This window comes from Pseudarthrobacter sp. PH31-O2 (assembly GCF_030063265.1).
Taxonomy (GTDB): Bacteria; Actinomycetota; Actinomycetes; order Actinomycetales; family Micrococcaceae; genus Arthrobacter.
In genome coordinates this window covers 92,192-110,700 of sequence record NZ_JASIST010000002.1, presented here as the reverse complement: position 1 = coordinate 110,700, position 18,509 = coordinate 92,192, and the positions used below count along the sequence as shown (strand labels likewise).

Below are 18,509 nucleotides of genomic sequence, written 5' to 3'. Positions count from 1 at the left end.
CGATGCGCTCCTTAGCGGAACACCGCAGCCCCGCGACCGAAGCGGGCGGCAACCGTCGTGTCTAAGCGACGGCGAAGGTGCCGCGGCCCCCCGCACAGGCGAGCCAAAGACCGAGGACTTAGATCTCCGCCCCTTCGAGCAGTTCGGTCACCAACGCGGCGATCGGCGAGCGCTCCGAACGGGTGAGGGTGACGTGGCCGAAGAGCGGGTGTCCCTTGAGTGTCTCGACGACGGCGGCCACGCCGTCGTGCCGGCCGACCCGGAGGTTGTCGCGCTGGGCGACGTCGTGGGTGAGGACAATCTTGGAGTTCTGCCCGATCCGGCTCATCACTGTCAGCAGCACGTTCTTCTCGAGCGACTGGGCCTCATCCACGATCACAAACGCGTCATGCAGCGAACGCCCGCGGATGTGGGTCAACGGCATCACTTCGAGCATGCCGCGGTCCATCACTTCCTCCACGACTTCCTGGCTGACCAGTGCCCCGAGCGTGTCAAAGACGGCCTGCGCCCACGGGTTCATTTTTTCCGCTTCGGAGCCGGGCAGGTAGCCAAGCTCCTGGCCGCCCACGGCGTAGAGCGGACGGAAGACAATCACCTTGCGGTGTTCCTGGCGCTCCAGGACCGCCTCAAGCCCCGCGCACAGGGCCAGCGCCGACTTCCCGGTGCCGGCCCGGCCGCCGAGGGACACAATACCGACCGCGGGGTCCATCAGCAGGTCGATCGCCAGCCGCTGTTCGGCTGACCGCCCGTGCAGCCCGAAGACGTCCCGGTCACCCCGCACCAGCCGGACCTGTTTGTCAGCCCCTACCCGGCCCAGGGCAGAGCCCCGCGGCGAGAGCAGCACCAGGCCGGTGTTGGTCGGCAGCTCCGCGGCTTCCGGGATGAAGACGGGCTCGTGGCCGTAGAGCGTCGAGACGTCCTGCTCGCTGGCATCAATTTCCGCGACGCCGGTCCAGCCGGAGTCCTTAACGAGTTCATTGCGGTACTCGTCGGCCTGCAGGCCCATGGCCGACGCTTTGACACGCATTGGGAGGTCTTTGGACACCACAGTGACGTCCCGGCCTTCGTTGGCAAGGTTCTTGGCGACGGCGAGGATCCGGCTGTCGTTGTCCCCGCCGCGGAAGCCGGCCGGGAGCACCTCGGATGAAATGTGGTTCAGCTCCACCATCAGCGTGCCGCCGTCGTGGCCGAGCGGGATGGGTCGGTCGAGTCCGCCGTGCTGGACCCGCAGGTCATCGAGGAGCCGGAGCGCCTTGCGGGCGAAATAGCCGAGCTCGGGATCGTGGCGCTTGCCTTCCAGTTCGGTGATGACGACTATCGGCAGAATCACTTCGTGTTCCGCGAAGCGCAGCAGGGCCCGCGGGTCAGAGAGCAGCACCGAGGTGTCGATCACGAAGCTCCGGGCCGGTTCCGGTTGTGCTGTTCCTTCCCCGGAAACAGCAAGACCGGCTCCAGCGGCGCTCTGCCCTGTACCGGTCTCTGCGGTGGCTCGCTTGGCGCGAGAGGTAGCTTTCTGTCCCTGGTCGCTCGCAACGTCCGGCAGTTGTTCAGAAATAGCCACATCGACTCCAGCCCCGGGGCGTATGCCCGGAATTGTTAGTGGTGAGGCGGCTCGGCCTTGAGGCCGGACACGGCCTCCCATACACCCGGTGCGAACTTCCGCTCCATGTACTGGCCTCCCCGATCAGCCGGCGGCTTGCCTGCTGATGGGATTAACGTACGTCCCGCGGGCGGCGTTTGGTTGTCCATTCCCCGGCGATTCCTGTTGCCATCGGGTGAACACGGGATGACGCGTCAGGAGCCGTAGCGCCGTTGCCTGCCGGCGTAGTCGCGCAGGGCCCGCAGGAAGTCCACTTTCCGGAAGGCCGGCCACAGGGCTTCGCAGAAATAGAACTCGCTGTAAGCACTTTGCCACATCAGGAACCCTGATAGCCGCTGCTCCCCGGAGGTCCGGATCACGAGGTCCGGATCGGGCTGGCCGCGGGTGTAGAGGAAACGTGAGATGTCATCAACACTGAGTTCCTCGGAGAGTTTCCCGATGTCCGCACCGCGTCCGACGGCGTCGTGCAGCAGTTCCCGGACGGCATCGACGATTTCACGGCGACCGCCGTAGCCGACGGCAACATTGACGTGGAGCTTCTCGCGCGCCGGGGTACGGGCCGTGAGCCGGTTGAGCCGGGCGGCGAGGTAATCGGGGAGCAATTCCGGTGCACCCATGGCGTGGACCGAAATCTCGGCGTCCCCGTCCAGCCTGTCCAGCGTGTTGGCAATGATCCCCATCAGCAGGTCCAGTTCTTCGCCGGAACGGCTCATGTTGTCAGTGGACAGCATGTACAGGGTGACCACCTTGACGCCCAGTTCCTGGCACCAGCCGAGGAACTCGTGGATCTTGTCGGCACCGGCCTGGTGTCCCTGGCTGGTTGGAGCGTTGAACTGCCGCGCCCAGCGGCGGTTGCCGTCCACCATGACGCCGATGTGCCGGGGGATGCGTTCCGGGTCCAGGGAGCGCTGTAACTTGCGCTCATAGAAGCCATAGAGGAACCCGGGCATTTCCATCCGGAGTTTCACCTGGCTTCCTTGAAGTACGACGTCAGTGCACAACCTAGGCTACCTGCCGCGGTGCCGGCCGTGGCGCATGAACGTGACGATTCTGCACCGGGCATCTTGTTACTCGAAGGTAACTTACTGCGCCGTAGTTTATTATTGCGGCATGGAAAGCAACAGTCCCGAGCCCCGGCCGGATGAGCCTGCGGAGCGCGGGACCGGCCCGATGGACGACGCTGCCGTGCGACTTGCCGAACTCCTGATGATCAAACCCAAGTGGCGCGGCTGGATCCACACCGTGACGGCTCCGCTGGCACTGGCAGCGGGCCTGGTCCTGGTGCTGCTGGCACCGACGCCGGACCTGAAGATTGCGTCCGCGGTCTACGCCTTCACCGGTGTCCTGTTGTTCGGCATCAGCGCCATCTACCACCGCGGGAACTGGTCAGCGGGCGTAAAGATCGTGTTGAAGCGGCTGGACCATACCAACATCATGCTGGTCATCGCCGGCAGCTACACGCCGCTCGCCTGGGCGCTCCTGGACCGGCCCAAAGCCGAAGTGCTGCTGTGGGTGATCTGGACCGGGGCCATCCTGGGCGTGCTGTTCCGCTTGCTGTGGACGGACGCGCCGCGGTGGCTGTACGTGCCGATCTACATTGCACTGGGTTGCGGCGCGCTGTTCTACCTGCCGGACTTTTTTACCGCCAATGTCGCCGCTGCCGTGCTGATTTGTGCCGGCGGTGCCCTCTACATCACCGGCGCCGTCTTCTACGCGATGAAAAAGCCGAACTTCAGCTATGAACACTTCGGTTTCCACGAGCTCTTCCACGCACTCACGGTTTTTGCTTTCGCTGCGCACTACATCGCCATTGCCATAGCCGTGCTGAGCTAGAGTCCGCATCCACGCCCCGCGGCACCGGGGAGGTGCGCAAGCTGTCTTCGACGACGGCGCCACCCTACGGTGCCGGACCGCGGCTGGGAAGTCGTCAGTGGTTTCCGGGTTCTGCCTTGCCGGTGGTCTCCGGGCTGTCCGCGGGCCGGCCGGATTCACGGGCTGCGGGGGTCTTCGCAGCTCCGTCATTGGCGGCTGCTTCGGCGGCGGCCATGCGTTCCTCCTCCACCTGGGCGCGGTACCGGACCCGGCGGATCCGCCGGACCATGTCCACAATCAGGAGCGCTGTCAGCACCACGATAAAGGCCGTCAGGAGGAACCCGAGCAGGCCGGGCGTGACCTGATCCTGGGAGAGGCCCTCACGCAGTGACGGCGACGGGGCGGGAGCCGGGGAGGTTGCCAGGGCGATAAGCAAGGGATGCACGGTGAGGACCTTCTGTGGGGCTGGTTGGCGGTCCGGCGGGGCGGGACGCGGAGCTGCGTTGGAACGGCTTCCACGACGTCTTCTACACGTCATAGAAAAGCCCTTTAGCTCTATCTTAGCCCGGCGAAGAAGTCCTTTTCCGGCAGTTCCGAGCTAACCCGGGATTGGATCAGCGAGTAGTCCTCCCAGGGCCAGACCCGGCGCTGCATTGCCGGTGTGACGGCGAAGAAGAAGCCTTCCGGGTCAACCTGGGTGCGGTGGGCACGGAGCGCGTCGTCGCGGGCTTCGAAGAAATCCCCGCACTCGATCTGGGTGGTCGTCGGATGGGTGGGCGCCGGCGGGGTGTGGCCTTCCGCGTCGGCTTCGAGCCAGGCAGCGATGCGCTCGGCGTAGGGCGACTGGAGACCGGTTTCCTCCAGCGCCACATGCAGGGCATGGAAACGTTCGGGGCTGAACGCACGGTCGTAGTAGAGCTTGCTCGGCGCCCAGGCTGCGCCGGCCTCCGGGTAGCGGGCCGGGTCACCTGCGGCTTCGAAGGCCTCGACGGCAACACGGTGGGCCATAATGTGGTCCGGGTGCGGGTAGCCACCGTTCTCGTCGTAGCTCAGGATGACTTGGGGCTTGAAGCTGCGGACCAGCCGGACGAGGGGCGCTGCCGCCTGTTCCAGCGGCAGCGTCGCGAAAGAGCCAACCGGCAACGGCGGGAGCGGATCACCTTCGGGCAACCCGGAGTCGACGAAACCGAGCCAGCGCTGGCGGACTCCCAGTACCGCGGCGGCACGCGCCATCTCCAGGTTGCGGGCTCCGGCCATATCGCGTTTGGGGTGCGGCATGGCCGCCATGGCCGGATTCTGGATGTCACCGCGCGAGCCGTCCGTGCAGGTGGCCACCAGGACGTCAACGCCGGCTGCGGCGTACATGGCCATCGTGGCGGCACCCTTGCTGGATTCGTCGTCGGGATGCGCATGGACGGCCAACAGCCGGAGCGGCGCTGACGAGGTGGTGGACGCTGTCATCGTGGACGGCTCCTCTTTCATCTTCAGGGACAGGAATATTGGCGGGCACAACAAGCCGGATCGGCGCCACGGTGAACAGCGCGCCCGATCCACACTAAACTGAAGCAGTGACTTCCAAGGATCAGCCTGCCGCGCCCGCGCCGGTATCTCCCAGCCTAGCCAATCGTTACGGTGGTCAAAAGCCGGCGCTGAGCCGCAAGGCAAAACGCGCCATCCTCGTGCTGGCCCTCGCGGTCGGGCTGGCCTTTTTGGCATGGGTCGCGGCGTCCAACGCGACAGCGAGCGTCACCTCCAAGGACATCGGCTACAGCACCCCGGACGCCACGGTCGCGGAGGTCGATTTTCAGGTCACCAAGGAACCGGGCACGGCAGCGAAATGCGCTGTCAAAACGCTGGATGCCAAGTTCGCCGTCGTCGGCTGGAAGGTCGTGGACATTGCCCCCAATGCCGCCGACGCGGGAACCGACGGCGGGCGCACCACCTCCCACCGCGCCACTGTGCGCACCGAGTCCCAGGCCGTCTCCGGCCTCGTGGACACTTGCTGGATCCCTGACGCAAGCAAATAGCGCAACGTACGGACTCGGTTCGGGAACACGGTGTGATCCAGGCCGCAGCAATCTTTGGTTTATCCAAGGGATTGACTACAATGGATCAATACCTTTGCCCCGCTGAGCTGGTTACTGCGTCCTAAAAGTGGCCACCGTGGCGGGGTCTTTGCTTGTTTGACCATAAAGGAGAAGTCCGTGTCTACCACCAACAGCGCAACTGCAGCTTGGCTTACCCAGGAAGCTTTTGACCGCCTGAAGGCAGAGCTGGACCACCTCTCCGGCCCCGGCCGGGCGGAAATCGTCCAGAAGATTGAGGCCGCCCGCCAGGAAGGCGACCTCAAGGAAAACGGCGGCTACCACGCGGCCAAGGAGGAGCAGGGCAAGATCGAAGCCCGCATCCGCCAGCTGACCGCGTTGCTCCGGGACGCCCATGTGGGCGAATCCCCTGCCGATGACGGAATCGTCGAGCCCGGCATGATTGTTGTTGCCAAAATCGCCGGCGATGAGGAGTCGTTCCTGCTCGGCTCACGGGAGATCGCGGGTGACTCGGATCTTGACGTCTTCAGTGAGAAGTCCCCCCTGGGCGCTGCCATCGTCGGCCACAAGGAGGGCGACAAGCTCAGCTACACCGCCCCGAACGGCAAGGACATCACGGTGGAGATCATCTCCGCCAAGCCGTACGCCGGCTGACCTGCCCTGAACTGCCAGCAGCAAACGACGCCGGCCCTCCCCCACGGGAGGGCCGGCGTCGTTCGTTGCCAGGTTGCCGCTAGTTCGCGCGGGTAGCGGCCCGGGGCGAACGCAAAAGCAGGGCTGCGAGTACTCCGCCGATTGCGCCGCCCAGGTGCGCCTGCCAGGAGATGAACGCCGTCACAGTGGGCAGTACACCGAACAGGATGCCGCCGTAGCTCAGGAAGAGCACCACCGAGAGCAGGATCTGCCACCAGTTGCGGTTGAAAAAGCCGCGCACCAGCAAAAACGCGAGGAGCCCGAAAACCAGGCCCGACGCCCCAACCGTGACGCGCAAACCGCCGATCAGCCACACCGCCGCGCCCGAGGCCAGCCAGCTCAGCGCCAGTGTGGTAAAAAACACCCGCAGCCCTGAGAGCAACACCAGGAAACCGAAGATGATCAACGGAAGTGTGTTGGAGAACAGGTGCGCCAGGTTCGCGTGCAGCAGCGGGAACGTCAGGATGTCCAGGATCCCGTCGGGGCTGCGCGGCCGCAGGCCGAACACGCCATTGAGCGAATGCTGCAGCAGGGTGTTGATGATCTCGATGACGTAGAGCACCAGCACAAACGAACCCACGACCAGCAATCCCGTGCGGGCACGCCCGGCTGTGGTGTCGCCGGCACGCGGCCTGCCGCTGGTGGAGTTAAGCACAGTGGTCCCCTAATGCACAACGATCGGTTGGAAGCCTTCGGCCCGCAGCGCCGCGAGGACTTTCTCGCCGTGCTCGTGGCCCTTTGTTTCCAGGTTCACCGTGATGGACACATCGCCCATACTGATCGAACCGCCCACCCGGGTGTGGTCCAGACCCGTCACGTTGGCGTCGTTCTCGGCGATGATCCGGGCGATCGTCGCCAGTGAGCCGGGACGGTCGTCAAGCATCATCCGGACGGTCATGTACCGGCCGGCGGCGGAGAGCCCGCGCTGGATGACCTTGAGCATCAGCATCGGATCGATGTTCCCGCCGGAGAGCACCACGGCCACGGTGCCGGGATTTTCGATCTTTCCTTCCATCAGGGCAGCAACCCCCACGGCCCCGGCCGGCTCCACCACCATTTTGGCCCGTTCGAGCAGGAAGATCAGCGCCCGGGCGAGGGCGTCCTCGCTGACGGTGACGACGTCGTCGACAAGTTCCCTGATGATGCTGAAGGGCAGCTGGCCCGGCCGGCCGACGGCGATGCCGTCGGCCATCGTGGACACGCGTTTGAGCGGGACTAGGGCGTCCGCGGCGAGCGACGGCGGGTAGGCGGCGGCGTTCTCGGCCTGGACGCCGATGATCCTGATCTCCCGGCCGAGTTCCTTGGCCCTGGCCTTTACGGCCACGGCCACCCCGGCGAGCAGCCCGCCGCCGCCGACGCCCATCAGGATGGTGTCGACCTGGGGCAGCTGTTCCAGGATTTCCAGCCCCACGGTGCCCTGCCCGGCGACGATGTCGACGTCGTCAAAGGGGTGGACGAAAACTGCGCCGGTCTCGTCCGCATAGCGTTTGGCTTCGGCGAGGGCCTCGTCAACATTATGGCCGTGCAGGACCACTTCGGCCCCGTGGCTGCGGGTCGCGGCGAGCTTGGGCAACGCGACGCCGAGCGGCATGTAGATGCGGGCATTGATGCCCAGGCTCTTGGCGGCAACGGCCACGCCCTGGGCGTGGTTGCCGGCCGAGGCCGCCACCACGCCGCGCTTCTTCTCCGCCGGGGAGAGTTTGGCCATCCGGACGTAGGCACCACGGACTTTAAAGGAACCGGCCCGCTGCAGGTTCTCACACTTGAGGAACACCTCGCCGCCGACCATCCCGCCCAGGGCGCGGGAGGATTCAACGGGCGTCCGCGTAATGATCCCGTCGAGCAGCTTCTGCGCCTCCAGGACATCGTCCAGCGTGACGGGCAGGCTCTCCAGGGTGTTCACGAACTAGTCTCCTTCTGTTGGCTCAGTACCGGCATCGTCGCCGCGACCGGCGGCTGCGCCCGGCAGCCGGGCGTCCCTCACGGTGGTATCGGCGCCGGCTGCAGGAACAGGGAAGCCCTGCTGGCCCGCGGTGGCCGACGCACTTTTATGTTCCCACGTTCTGCCCGCAATGTAGCGAATCGACGAGTTTGCTACGGCGAGGATGGGAACGGAGAACAGGGCTCCGGGAATCCCGGCGAGATAGGAGCCTGCGGCGACGGCGAGGATCACGGCCACCGGGTGCAGCGATACAGCCTTGCCCATAACCAGCGGCTGCAGGATGTGGCTCTCCAGTTGCTGGACCAGCAGGACGATGCCCAGCATAATCAAGGCGTTGACCCAGCCGTTGGCGACGAGGGCCAGCAGGACGGCAACGGCGCCGGTCACGAGGGCGCCGATAATCGGGATAAAGGAGCCCAGGAACACCAGCACGCCCAGCGGCAACGCCAGCGGCACACCGATAACTGCCGCACCCACACCGATCCCCACCGCGTCCACAAAGGCCACGAACATCTGGATCCGCGCGTAGCTCACCATCGAGGACCAGCCCACCCGCCCGGCCCCGTCCGTCGCGGGGCGGGCCTGCCTGGGCAGCAGCCGGACAAGGAAGGCCCAGATGCGGTCCCCTTCCAGCAGGAAGAAGATGAGGATAAAAAGCGCCAGGATCATTCCGGCAGCGAAATGCCCGGCGGTGCTGCCGAAGGACAGAGCGCCGTTGAGGATGCTGCTGCTGTTGTTCTGCAAGGCGGCGGTGCCGTCCTGCAGGTACTGGTCGATCTGGGCCGCCGTCAGGTGCAGCGGGCCGTCCGCGAGCCAGACCTGGACTTTTTGGACTCCGGTCAGGGCCTGACTCCACAGTTCGGCGAAACCGGACGTGAGCTGCCGGCCGACGAGTGCCAGGGAACCGCCGATCACACCGATAAAGCCCAGGACGGTGAAGGCGACGGCGAGGCCGTTCGGGACGTGGCTTCTCCGGAGCAGGTCCTTGACCGGGGCCAGCAGCCCGGCGAGGAGGGCCGCAACCATCACCGGAATCACCAGAAAACTGATCCTGCCCAGCAGCCACACGAGGGCACCGGCCACAACAATGATGAGCAAGAGCCGCCAGGACCAGGACGCCGCGATCCGCACGCCGTAAGGGATGTCCTCGTCGATTTCCCGGTCCGTGACGGACCGCAGCGGTGCGGCCGGGCCGTGTGTGGTCGGCCGGTTCGGCAATGCGGCATCGTCAGCTGGCGTCATAGCCCAATGATTCACCAGCGCCGCCCGGATGGGAAACCCGGAGCCCGCTCAGCGCTTGAGGTCCGCGCTGATGCCCCACGTCATCGTGAACGGTTCCCCCGGGTCCAGCCAGCGGAGACCGTCGCCGCTGTTAAAGGCATTGGCCGGCCCGGTCATGGGTTCAAGGGCCACCGCTTTGGTCCGGCCGGGAAATTCGGTAGTGACAAAAACATGGACGTAGCCGCAGTTGGCCTCCTGCCAGAGGGTCACACTCTGGCCGTCCGGCGCGCTGAGCGTGTGGCGGGCGATGCCGCCGTCGAACTCCAGATCCGTGTAGGCAGCATCGATATCCAGTGCCGCGACGGGCCGTCCGGCACGCAGGTCAAAGTCCCCGCTGGCCGGTTCGGTGCTGCGCGGAATGAGCCGGCCGTCCGTCACGAGCCTGGTGCGGGCGCGGACCGTGAGCGTGAGCTCCTCGCCGGGCAGCTCCCCCAACCGGAGATAGGGGTGCGCGCCCAGGACAAAGGGGGCCGGTTCCTGCGAGTCGTTGACGAGGCTCTGCCGCACCACCAGGCCCAGGTCCCCGGCGAGTTCGTAGCGGACCCGGTGGCGGAGCAGGAATGGATAGCCGTGCTGGGGAAAGATCACTGCTTCGAGGGTGACCGAGAACTCCGATTCCTCCACCAGCATGTAAGCGGTGTTGCGCAGCAGCCCGTGGCTGGCGTTGTTGCGCGAGACCTCGGTGATGTCGAGCTGTTGTTTTTTGCCGTTGAGGTACCACAGCCCGTCTTCCACCCGGTTGGCCCAGGGCGCCAGGGTGATGCCGGTGGCACCGGGCGGAATCTCGGCCTCGCCGTAGCTCTCGGTCAACTGGGTGCCGCCGCGGCTGTAGACCCGAAGGCCGGCTGCCAGTTCGGTCACCACGGCCAGGGCGTCACCGCGCCGCAGCTCGTATTGCCTGCCGGAGGCATAACGCCGCGCCCTGCCGCCGCCTGCCGCGGATTCGTTGTGGGGAAGGAAGCTCGTCTGATCCATGCGCACCACCGTACAGACCGGCCCGGCAATCCGTATAGCGTGGACCCATGAGCCGCATCACGTTAGCCGCACAGCCATGACCCGGCCGCCGGGCAATGGCGAACTGGCGGCCCGGTTCCACAGCGCGTTCGGGGTGGCCCCCGACGGCGTCTGGCAGGCCCCGGGCCGGGTCAACCTGATCGGCGAGCACACCGATTACAACGAGGGGTTCGTGCTGCCGTTTGCGATCGACAAGGCAGCCCGGGTGGCCGTCCGGATCCGGCCCGATTCGACCCTCCGGCTGCTGTCCACGTTCGGCAACCAGGGAATGACGACGGCGGACGCCGGCGCCCTGGACCGCGGCACGGCCCGAGGCTGGACGAAGTATCCACTCGGTGTTCTCTGGGCACTGCAGCAGCGCGGGCTCCCGGTCCCGGGCCTGGACATCCTCCTGGCCTCGGACATACCCCGGGGGGCCGGGCTGTCCTCGTCCCATGCCATTGAATGCGCCGTCATTACGGCGCTGAATGAACTTACTGCTGCCGGGCTGGGTGTGGACGAGATGGTGCTGGCCACCCGGCAAGCGGAGAACGACTTTGTCGGCGCGCCGACCGGCATCATGGACCAGACCGCCTCCTTGCGCGGCGCGGCCGGGCAGGCCGTGTTCCTGGACTGCCGGGACCGGAGCTTCCGGCTCGTGCCCTTCGATGCCGAAAGCGCCGGGCTGGTCACGCTTGTGATCGACACCAAGGTGTCGCATTCCCACTCCGCCGGCGGCTATGCCGCCCGGCGGGCCGCCTGCGAACTCGGCTCGGAGGTCCTCGGGGTGAAGGCCCTTCGCGACGTCGAACTCGAGGACCTGGCGGAAGCTGCTGGACTTCTGGACGACAAGACGTTCCGTCGGGTGCGGCACGTTGTGACGGAAAACAACCGTGTGCTGCAGATCCTCGAGCTGCTCGGCAGCGCCGGGCCGGCCGCGATCGGGCCGGTGCTGGATGCGTCCCACGCCTCGATGCGCGACGACTTCGAGATCTCCTGCGCCGAGCTGGATCTCGCGGTGCACGCCGCCCGTTCGGCCGGCGCCCTCGGCGCCAGGATGACCGGTGGCGGCTTCGGCGGCTCAGCGATTGCGCTCACCCCGGTGGCGGCCCAACGGCAGGTCCGTGCCGCCATCGAACAGGCCTTCGGCGCTGCCGGTTTTGCACCGCCGGACATCTTTACCGTGCGTCCCGCCGCAGGAGCCCTGCGCCTGGCCTGACCGGAGCGTAGGCTGGGCGCATGCCAGAAGCAGTCATTGTTTCCACTGCCAGAAGCCCCATCGGACGCGCTTTTAAAGGCTCGCTGAAAGATGAGCGGCCCGACGACATCGCTGCCGCCATGGTCGCCGCGGCACTGGCCCGGATTCCATCGTTCGACGCCGCTGATGCCACCGGCCAGGGCCTGGACGATCTCTATCTTGGCTGTGCTGAGCCCAGCGGCGAAGCGGGTTCCAATATGGCCAGGGTGGTCACCATCCTGGCCGGGCTGGACAACGTCCCGGCCGCCACAGTCAACCGGTTCTGCGCCTCCAGCCTGCAAACGCTCCGCATGGCCTTCCACGCCATCAAGGCCGGCGAAGGCCGGGCATTTGTGGCGGCGGGAGTCGAAGCGGTCTCACGGTACCGGGACTGGACCGGCGCCGGCGAGACGGACGCAAGCACACATAACCCGCTCTTCGATGCCGCCCGCCAACGCACGGCTGCGCGGGCCGCATCGAATACACCGTGGACGGATCCGCGGCTGGGCGGGCGGATGCCGGACATCTACATCGCCATGGGCCAGACCGCCGAGAACGTCGCCACGACGTACGGCATCAGCCGGGCCGACCAGGACGACTGGGCCGTGCTGAGCCAAAACCGCACCGAGGCAGCCATCGCCGCCGGATTCTATGCCCGCGAAATCACCCCCTACACGCGCAGGGACGGCACCGTGATCGACCGGGACGACTCCCCCCGGGCTGCGGTGACCCTTGGCTCGGTCAGCGCACTGCAGCCGGCGTTCCGCGCTGGTGGCACCGTTACTGCCGGGAACGCCTGCCCGCTGAACGACGGGGCCGCCGCCCTCGTGGTCATGAGCGACCGTCGGGCCGCCGAACTCGGGCTGACGCCGCTGGCCCGGATTCTCTCCACCGGCGTCAGCGCCCTGTCCCCCGAGCTGATGGGACTGGGCCCGGTAGAGGCCAGCAGGCGGGCTCTGCAGCTCGCCGGGCTGGGCATCGGGGATATCGACCTCGTGGAACTCAACGAGGCCTTCGCCGTCCAGGTCCTCGCCAGCGCCAAGGAGCTTGGCATCGACCACAGCAAACTCAACGTCAACGGCGGCGCCATCGCGTTGGGGCATCCGTTTGGTATGACCGGCGCCCGAATGACCACCACCCTGTTGAACGGGCTCAGGGAGCGGGATGCCCAGCTGGGTCTGGCCACGCTCTGTGTTGGCGGCGGCCAGGGCATGGCCGTGGTGCTGGAGCGGCTCAGCTGATGCCCTCGGGCCCGGCGCACAAAAAGCGGCCCCGGCGCACAAAAGCGGGCCCCGCCAAGTGAACTGGCTGGGCCCGCTTTCTGAGCTCACGGCGGCCGGTGTGGCCTGACTCTGTTAGTCGTTGCCGCGCAGGATCGCCAGCAGCCGGATGATCTCCACGTATAGCCATACCAGCGTCACAGTGAGGCCGAAGGCGGCGGTCCAGGAGAAGCGCTGCGGGGCGCCGCTGCGGACGCCGGCTTCAATGCTGGTGAAGTCCATGATCAGCGAGAACGCGGCCAGACCGATCGCCAGCACGCCGATAAAAACACCGAGGGGAATGCCGAAGATCTCCACGCTGGTCCGGAGCCCAAACGGCTCCTGGACCGCGCCGGTCCACATCATCACCATGTTGATGAGCGCGAAGACGGCGTAGCCAATCAAGGCAATCATAAAAAAGCGCATGGCCTTCGGTGTGGCCCGAACCTTGCCGCTCCTGAAGAGCACCAGGGTCACAGCGAACACGGAGAGAGTGCCGATCACGGCTTGCAGTCCGACACCCGGGAACATCCCGTCGAGGATCCGCGTCAGGCCACCGAGGAACAACCCCTCGAGTCCCGCGTAGGCGAGGATCAGCGCCGGTGAGGGCTGCTTCTTGAAGGTGTTGACAAGGGCGAGGACAAAACCGCCCAGCGCACCGGCAATCATCAGCGTATAGGCCAAGCCCTCCGCCACCACGAGCGTGACTGCGGCGCCGGCGATCACGGCGCCAAGGCAGACAGCGGTCTTTATGATGACATCGTCATAGCTCATCCGGCCCGTGTCCGCGGGGCCGGCGGCGGGCCGGTTGTACATGTCCTGGAGCTGGTCCTGCGTCATCGCCTGGGGGGACGCGTTCCAGCCGGACCGGCCGTGGGCGCCCTGCCCGAACGCCTGCGGGGCAGGCGGTGCCTGGGTTGCTCCACGGAAGTTCTTTCCGTTGAAGACTGGGTTTCCGCCAAGTGCCATTGAAGCTGTCCTCCATATAAAGGGGTGTGGTGATCCGGTGGTGAACTGTTCGTGTCAGCTAAGTACACGCTACCAATTCCAACCGCTGACGGGCAGCGTTAGTTCCCGCCAGCGCTTGGCTGCAACCCGACTGTGACCTCCCTGCCGCCGGGCCGCGGGCCGCGGGCACCGTCGACCGACGACTGTTTAGGCATACTCCAGATCAACAAAAGTTTACTTTAGGCCGGGTAAACCACCCCGTCGCCGATGCTTCACGGTTGTTACCTGATCGCGACGTTCTGCCTGCTCCGGAGGGCATTCATTGCCCCGGACGGGCTGTAACATGGGCCAAATAGGGTGACGGATATCACAAGCTGGACATCTCGACCGCATCGCACCAGGTTTTACCTTCCGTCACCTTGACTGTTCGCATCGGTTGCAATGGCGCAACCCACACCACCCCATGTGGAGGTTTTCATTTTGAGAAGCACACCGAGAGGCCTGTCGCAAAGACGGCGCGGCAGATTGCTGAAAGCTGTGGGGGCCGTTTTTGCCGCCGTCGCCGCACTGCTGCTGATCGTCGCGCCGGCATCGCAGGCCACGAGCCCCGCACCGGCACCATCACCGTCGGCAACCACGTCTCAACCGACCGGGACGTTTACCAACAACATCAGCGGATTCCTGCGCGGCGACGACCGCACCCCGCTTGTCGGCGTAGAAATCAGTGCCACCGGCGACGGCTTCACCGGGTCGACGAAATCCGCGGAAAACGGTTCGTGGTCCATTGGTGTCCCGAAGCAGGGAACCTATGAGGTCAAACTCAACGAATCCACCCTCCCGGACGGCCGCAAGCTCGCAGCCGGCCAGGAGAACCCCCGCCAGGTCACCTTTAGCCAGACGTCGAACCTTTCGGTGATCTTCGCCTTCGGTGAAGGCATCGTCGTCCAACAGCAGGACTTTGGCAAGAACCTGGTCAACCGCCTGGTGGCGGGCCTGAGTTTCGGACTTCTGCTGGCCCTCGCATCGGTGGGTCTGTCGCTGATTTTCGGCACTACCGGGCTGACCAACTTCGCACACGGCGAAATGGTCACCCTCGGCGCCGTCCTGGTCTTCGCTTTCAACGCCATGAACCTCCCGTTCTGGCTGGCCGTTGTGCTCGCGCTGCTCGGCGGCGGCCTCTTTGGCTACTTCCAGGACGCTGGCCTGTGGAAGCCGCTGCGCCGCCGGGGCACCGGCCTGGTGCCCATGATGATCGTCAGCATCGGCCTCGCCCTGGCCGTGCGCTACGTCATCCAGTTCTTCTTCGGCGGCGCCACCCAGCAGCTGCCGTACGCACAGAGCACGGAGATCCAGATCGGGTTGATCTCCATTTCCCCCAACAACCTGTGGTCCCTTGTGATCAGCGCCGTGGTGATCGCGCTGCTCGGGATCATCCTGCTCAAGACCCGGCTCGGCAAAGCCACCCGCGCGGTCGCCGACAACCCGGCGCTGGCGGCGGCTTCGGGCATCGACGTCGACTCTGTGATCCGGATTGTCTGGGTCACCGGCGGCATGCTGGCCTCTCTCGGCGGCATCCTGTGGGCCTACTACCGGCCCGGCGTCACCTTCGATATGGGATCGCAGATCCTGCTGCTCATCTTCGCCGGCGTCACCCTGGGTGGCCTTGGCACGGTATGGGGCGCCCTGATCGGATCCATCATCGTCGGTATCTTTGTGGAGCTGACCACCGTGTTCGGCCTCGCCGCCGACCTCAAATACGTGGGAGCACTGTTCATTATGATTATTGTCCTTCTGTTCCGGCCCCAAGGCATCTTGGGCCGGCGCGAGCGCGTGGGTTAGGAGACAGCCATGGACTTCGGATTCATATTTTCCAGTGCTGCCGGTGAACTGTTCAGCCCGACGACGGCGGCATACGCCCTCGCAACCCTCGGCCTTGCGGTTCACTTTGGCTACTCAGGCCTGCTCAACTTCGGTCAAGCCGGCTTTATGGCGGTGGGCGCCTACGGTTTCGCCATCTCCACCCTGACCTTCGGCGCCCCGTTCTTCGTCGGGCTCCTCATCGCCGTGGTGTGTTCAGCCATCTTCGCCCTGCTCCTCGGTATCCCCACCCTCCGGCTGCGGGCCGACTACTTGGCCATCGTGACAATCGCGGCGGCGGAAATCGTCCGCTACATTGTCACAACCAACCAGCTGACCGCCGTCACCGGTTCGGCCAACGGCCTCGCCGCTTTCGAAGGCGACTTCTATGCCATGAACCCTTTCCCCGAAGGTTCCTACCTGGGGATGAACAACCGCGACTTCTTCATCCGGGTTGTCGCCTGGACCGTGGTGGCCCTTCTCTGCCTGGTGATCTGGCTGCTTATGCGCAGCCCCTGGGGCCGAGTCCTTAAGGGCATCCGCGAGGACGAAAATGCTGTCCGTTCGCTGGGCAAGAACGTGTACGCCTACAAGATGCAGGCTTTGATCATCGGCGGCGTCCTCGGCGCCCTCGCAGGCATGATCTTCACCCTCCCCCGCGGCGCAGTCCAGCCGGCGAACTACGGGACCGAACTGACGTTCTTCCTCTACACCTGCCTGCTGCTTGGCGGCCTGGGCACGGTGCTGGGGCCGGTGATTGGCGCCATGATCTTCTGGGTCGTCCTGTCCCTCACACAAGGCATCCTGTATGGCCTGATCGAATCCGGCGCCGTCACCTGGCTCAACACGGTCCAGGCCGGGCAGCTGCGGTACATCCTTGTGGGTGTCGCGCTGATGCTGTTGATGATCTTCAGGCCCCAGGGTGTCCTCGGCAACAAAAAGGAGCTGGCTTTCGCATGAGCACGCAGAGCGATACACCCCGTCCCGCGGATAACCCGGAAGAAATCGACTACATGACGGATTCGCGGCCGATCGCGGCCGGGGAGACTGCTCCGGGCTGCAAAAAGCGCGACCCGATCGTGGTGGCCGAAAACGTCACCCGCAGCTTCGGCGGCATCAACGCCGTCGACGTCGAGTACCTCGAGATCCCCCGGCACAAAATCACCGCACTCATCGGGCCCAACGGCGCCGGCAAGACCACGCTGTTTAACCTGCTGACCGGCTTCGACACACCCAACACGGGCAAGTGGCAGTTCGAAGGCAACAGTCTGGCCGGCGTCTCCTCCTACAAGGTGGCCCGGATGGGCATGGTCCGCACCTTCCAGCTGACCAAGGTGATGGGCAAGCTGACGGTGATGGAAAACATGCGTCTTGGTGCCTCCAACCAGTCCGGTGAACGACTTTCCAAGGCCCTGTTCAAAGGAATCTGGGGCGGCCAGGAAAAGCAGATTACCGCCGACGCCGACGTGCTGCTGCGGAAGTTCAAGCTGGACGCCAAAAAGGACGACTATGCTGCGTCACTTTCCGGCGGCCAGCGCAAGCTCCTGGAAATGGCCCGTTCGCTGATGGTCAGGCCCAAGCTCGTGATGCTTGACGAACCGATGGCCGGCGTCAACCCCGCGCTGACCCAGTCGCTCCTGGACCACATCAAGAACCTCAAGGCTGAGGGCATGACCGTGTTGTTTGTTGAACACGACATGCACATGGTCCGGCACATCGCCGACTGGGTGGTGGTGATGGCCGAGGGCCGGATCGTAGCCGAAGGTCCGCCTGCCGACGTAATGAAGAACCCCGCCGTGATCGACGCCTACCTGGGCGCCCACCACGACGTGGATCTCGGCGATTCGGAAGGCATCAAAGAGCTCGCGGCCGAACTGGGGGCCGACGAGGAGTCGATTGTGGGCACCGACAACGCCGGCATCATCTCCCTGGATATCGTCGGTTCCGAAACGGATGCGCCGGCGGACGGCAACGGTGCCGCGCACGGCAGGCGCAGCGCAGATGAGCCGAACAGCACAGAAAAGGACACCCAATGAGCGCCACCAGTGCGGCCCCCGCCGCTACGCCAGTCCACGACGAGGATTCGGTCGTCAAGGTCACCGACCTGGTGGCGGGCTACATCCCCGGCGTTAATATCCTCAACGGCTGCAGTATCGAGGCCCGCAAGGGCGAGCTCATCGGCATCATCGGCCCCAACGGAGCCGGCAAGTCCACACTCCTGAAGGCGATGTTCGGCCTGGTGAAGGTCCACTCCGGTTCCGTTGTGGTCCGCGGCCAGGACATCACCGGGCTTAAGGCCAACAAGCTCGTCAGCCGGGGCATCGGTTTTGTGCCGCAGAACAACAACGTGTTCGCGGCGCTGACCATCGAGGAGAACCTCCAGATGGGCATGTTCCAGCGGCCCAAGGACTTTGCCGAGCGCTTCGACTTCGTCACCGGCCTGTTCCCGGAACTTGGCAAGCGGCGGGCCCAGCGCGCGGGATCACTCTCCGGCGGTGAACGCCAGATGGTGGCGATGGGCCGGGCCCTGATGATGGACCCGGCAGTGCTGCTGCTCGACGAGCCCTCCGCCGGCCTTTCCCCGGTCAAACAGGACGAGACCTTCCTCCGGGTCCACGAAATCAACCGTGCGGGCGTCTCGGTCATTATGGTCGAACAGAACGCCCGGCGCTGCCTGCAGATCTGTGACCGCGGCTACGTCCTGGACCAGGGCAAGGACGCGTACACCGGCACCGGCCGGGAACTGATGAAGGACCCCAAGGTCATCCAGCTGTACCTGGGTACGCTCGCCGACACCGTCGAGTAGTTCTCCGCAACTCCGCAGCAACAGCAGGGGCCGTCA

18 protein-coding genes are annotated in these 18,509 nt (G+C 65.5%); 9 read left to right on the top strand and 9 right to left on the bottom strand.

Going from position 1 to position 18,509, the window contains the following annotated elements; genetic code table 11:
• Nucleotides 1-118: 118 nt before the first annotated feature.
• Entirely contained in the window at nucleotides 119-1,561 is a 1,443-nt protein-coding gene (gene phoH2 / locus QMG72_RS04525) for an RNA 5'-3' helicase PhoH2 (protein WP_226773521.1), read from the bottom strand.
• A gap of 233 nt (nucleotides 1,562-1,794) precedes the next feature.
• On the bottom strand, nucleotides 1,795-2,556 hold the full coding sequence (locus QMG72_RS04520; RefSeq protein ID WP_226773529.1) for an isoprenyl transferase: 762 nt from the start codon (nucleotides 2,554-2,556) through the stop codon (nucleotides 1,795-1,797).
• A 214-nt stretch (nucleotides 2,557-2,770) separates the two neighbouring features.
• Between QMG72_RS04520 and trhA the strand changes: the two genes are divergently transcribed.
• Complete coding sequence (trhA, locus tag QMG72_RS04515) at nucleotides 2,771-3,433, top strand: PAQR family membrane homeostasis protein TrhA (protein ID WP_226773530.1); 663 nt, start codon at nucleotides 2,771-2,773, stop codon at nucleotides 3,431-3,433.
• A gap of 94 nt (nucleotides 3,434-3,527) precedes the next feature.
• Here trhA and QMG72_RS04510 read toward each other — a convergent pair whose 3' ends face one another.
• Nucleotides 3,528-3,857, bottom strand: coding sequence for a hypothetical protein (locus QMG72_RS04510; protein ID WP_226773522.1), 330 nt, complete (start codon nucleotides 3,855-3,857; stop codon nucleotides 3,528-3,530).
• Between the two features lie 110 nt (nucleotides 3,858-3,967).
• A complete protein-coding gene (gene mca, locus QMG72_RS04505) occupies nucleotides 3,968-4,873 on the bottom strand; it encodes a mycothiol conjugate amidase Mca (protein ID WP_226773523.1) in 906 nt (301 codons plus the stop codon).
• A gap of 107 nt (nucleotides 4,874-4,980) precedes the next feature.
• On the opposite strand from mca, the gene QMG72_RS04500 reads away from it, so the two are divergent.
• Nucleotides 4,981-5,439, top strand: a complete 459-nt coding sequence (locus tag QMG72_RS04500) for a DUF4307 domain-containing protein (RefSeq protein ID WP_226773524.1) — start codon at nucleotides 4,981-4,983, stop codon at nucleotides 5,437-5,439.
• Nucleotides 5,440-5,616: 177 nt separating this feature from the next.
• Nucleotides 5,617-6,111 (top strand): transcription elongation factor GreA, encoded by a 495-nt coding sequence (greA, locus tag QMG72_RS04495; RefSeq protein WP_226773525.1) that lies wholly within the window; start codon nucleotides 5,617-5,619, stop codon nucleotides 6,109-6,111.
• Between the two features lie 79 nt (nucleotides 6,112-6,190).
• On the opposite strand, the gene QMG72_RS04490 is transcribed toward greA, so the two are convergent.
• The 4 genes from QMG72_RS04490 to QMG72_RS04475 are packed head-to-tail and all read right to left on the bottom strand — an operon-like array spanning nucleotide 6,191 to nucleotide 10,348.
• Nucleotides 6,191-6,805 carry a rhomboid family intramembrane serine protease gene (locus tag QMG72_RS04490; protein ID WP_282359147.1) on the bottom strand — a complete coding sequence of 205 codons (615 nt, stop codon included), beginning with the start codon at nucleotides 6,803-6,805 and terminating at the stop codon, nucleotides 6,191-6,193.
• A gap of 9 nt (nucleotides 6,806-6,814) precedes the next feature.
• On the bottom strand, nucleotides 6,815-8,053 hold the full coding sequence (gene ilvA, locus QMG72_RS04485; RefSeq protein ID WP_226773527.1) for a threonine ammonia-lyase: 1,239 nt from the start codon (nucleotides 8,051-8,053) through the stop codon (nucleotides 6,815-6,817).
• 3 nt (nucleotides 8,054-8,056) lie between these two features.
• Complete coding sequence (locus QMG72_RS04480) at nucleotides 8,057-9,334, bottom strand: AI-2E family transporter (RefSeq protein WP_283479796.1); 1,278 nt, start codon at nucleotides 9,332-9,334, stop codon at nucleotides 8,057-8,059.
• A gap of 48 nt (nucleotides 9,335-9,382) precedes the next feature.
• Nucleotides 9,383-10,348, bottom strand: a complete 966-nt coding sequence (locus QMG72_RS04475) for an aldose 1-epimerase family protein (RefSeq protein ID WP_283479794.1) — start codon at nucleotides 10,346-10,348, stop codon at nucleotides 9,383-9,385.
• Between the two features lie 76 nt (nucleotides 10,349-10,424).
• Here QMG72_RS04475 and galK point away from each other — a divergent pair, with 76 nt between their 5' ends.
• Entirely contained in the window at nucleotides 10,425-11,585 is a 1,161-nt protein-coding gene (galK, locus tag QMG72_RS04470) for a galactokinase (protein ID WP_283479990.1), read from the top strand.
• A 20-nt stretch (nucleotides 11,586-11,605) separates the two neighbouring features.
• Complete coding sequence (locus tag QMG72_RS04465; protein WP_283479793.1) at nucleotides 11,606-12,844, top strand: acetyl-CoA C-acetyltransferase; 1,239 nt, start codon at nucleotides 11,606-11,608, stop codon at nucleotides 12,842-12,844.
• A gap of 114 nt (nucleotides 12,845-12,958) precedes the next feature.
• On the opposite strand, the gene QMG72_RS04460 is transcribed toward QMG72_RS04465, so the two are convergent.
• On the bottom strand, nucleotides 12,959-13,831 hold the full coding sequence (locus tag QMG72_RS04460; RefSeq protein WP_282359139.1) for a Bax inhibitor-1/YccA family protein: 873 nt from the start codon (nucleotides 13,829-13,831) through the stop codon (nucleotides 12,959-12,961).
• A gap of 516 nt (nucleotides 13,832-14,347) precedes the next feature.
• On the opposite strand from QMG72_RS04460, the gene QMG72_RS04455 reads away from it, so the two are divergent.
• From QMG72_RS04455 to QMG72_RS04440, 4 genes are read left to right on the top strand one after another with little or no spacing between them, the layout of a single operon-like run.
• Nucleotides 14,348-15,649, top strand: coding sequence for a branched-chain amino acid ABC transporter permease (locus tag QMG72_RS04455; protein ID WP_226775037.1), 1,302 nt, complete (start codon nucleotides 14,348-14,350; stop codon nucleotides 15,647-15,649).
• Nucleotides 15,650-15,658: 9 nt separating this feature from the next.
• The gene (locus QMG72_RS04450; protein ID WP_226775038.1) at nucleotides 15,659-16,627 is read left to right on the top strand and encodes a branched-chain amino acid ABC transporter permease; all 969 of its coding nucleotides are present in this window, start codon (nucleotides 15,659-15,661) and stop codon (nucleotides 16,625-16,627) included.
• Entirely contained in the window at nucleotides 16,624-17,703 is a 1,080-nt protein-coding gene (locus tag QMG72_RS04445; protein WP_282359136.1) for an ABC transporter ATP-binding protein, read from the top strand. Before QMG72_RS04450 ends, QMG72_RS04445 begins: the two co-directional genes overlap by 4 nt.
• Entirely contained in the window at nucleotides 17,700-18,473 is a 774-nt protein-coding gene (locus tag QMG72_RS04440; protein WP_226775040.1) for an ABC transporter ATP-binding protein, read from the top strand. The genes QMG72_RS04445 and QMG72_RS04440 overlap by 4 nt, the downstream gene beginning before the upstream one ends.
• The last annotated feature ends 36 nt before the right edge of the window (nucleotides 18,474-18,509 follow it).

Coding starts and splice junctions, on each gene's coding strand:
- QMG72_RS04480 (WP_283479796.1), bottom strand. CDS start 9,334: ATGACGCCAGCTGACGATGCCGCATTGCCGAACCGGCCGACCACACAC.
- trhA (WP_226773530.1), top strand. CDS start 2,771: ATGGACGACGCTGCCGTGCGACTTGCCGAACTCCTGATGATCAAACCC.
- mca (WP_226773523.1), bottom strand. CDS start 4,873: ATGACAGCGTCCACCACCTCGTCAGCGCCGCTCCGGCTGTTGGCCGTC.
- QMG72_RS04520 (WP_226773529.1), bottom strand. CDS start 2,556: ATGGAAATGCCCGGGTTCCTCTATGGCTTCTATGAGCGCAAGTTACAG.
- QMG72_RS04450 (WP_226775038.1), top strand. CDS start 15,659: ATGGACTTCGGATTCATATTTTCCAGTGCTGCCGGTGAACTGTTCAGC.
- QMG72_RS04445 (WP_282359136.1), top strand. CDS start 16,624: ATGAGCACGCAGAGCGATACACCCCGTCCCGCGGATAACCCGGAAGAA.
- QMG72_RS04465 (WP_283479793.1), top strand. CDS start 11,606: ATGCCAGAAGCAGTCATTGTTTCCACTGCCAGAAGCCCCATCGGACGC.
- QMG72_RS04475 (WP_283479794.1), bottom strand. CDS start 10,348: ATGGATCAGACGAGCTTCCTTCCCCACAACGAATCCGCGGCAGGCGGC.
- galK (WP_283479990.1), top strand. CDS start 10,425: ATGACCCGGCCGCCGGGCAATGGCGAACTGGCGGCCCGGTTCCACAGC.
- QMG72_RS04460 (WP_282359139.1), bottom strand. CDS start 13,831: ATGGCACTTGGCGGAAACCCAGTCTTCAACGGAAAGAACTTCCGTGGA.
- QMG72_RS04440 (WP_226775040.1), top strand. CDS start 17,700: ATGAGCGCCACCAGTGCGGCCCCCGCCGCTACGCCAGTCCACGACGAG.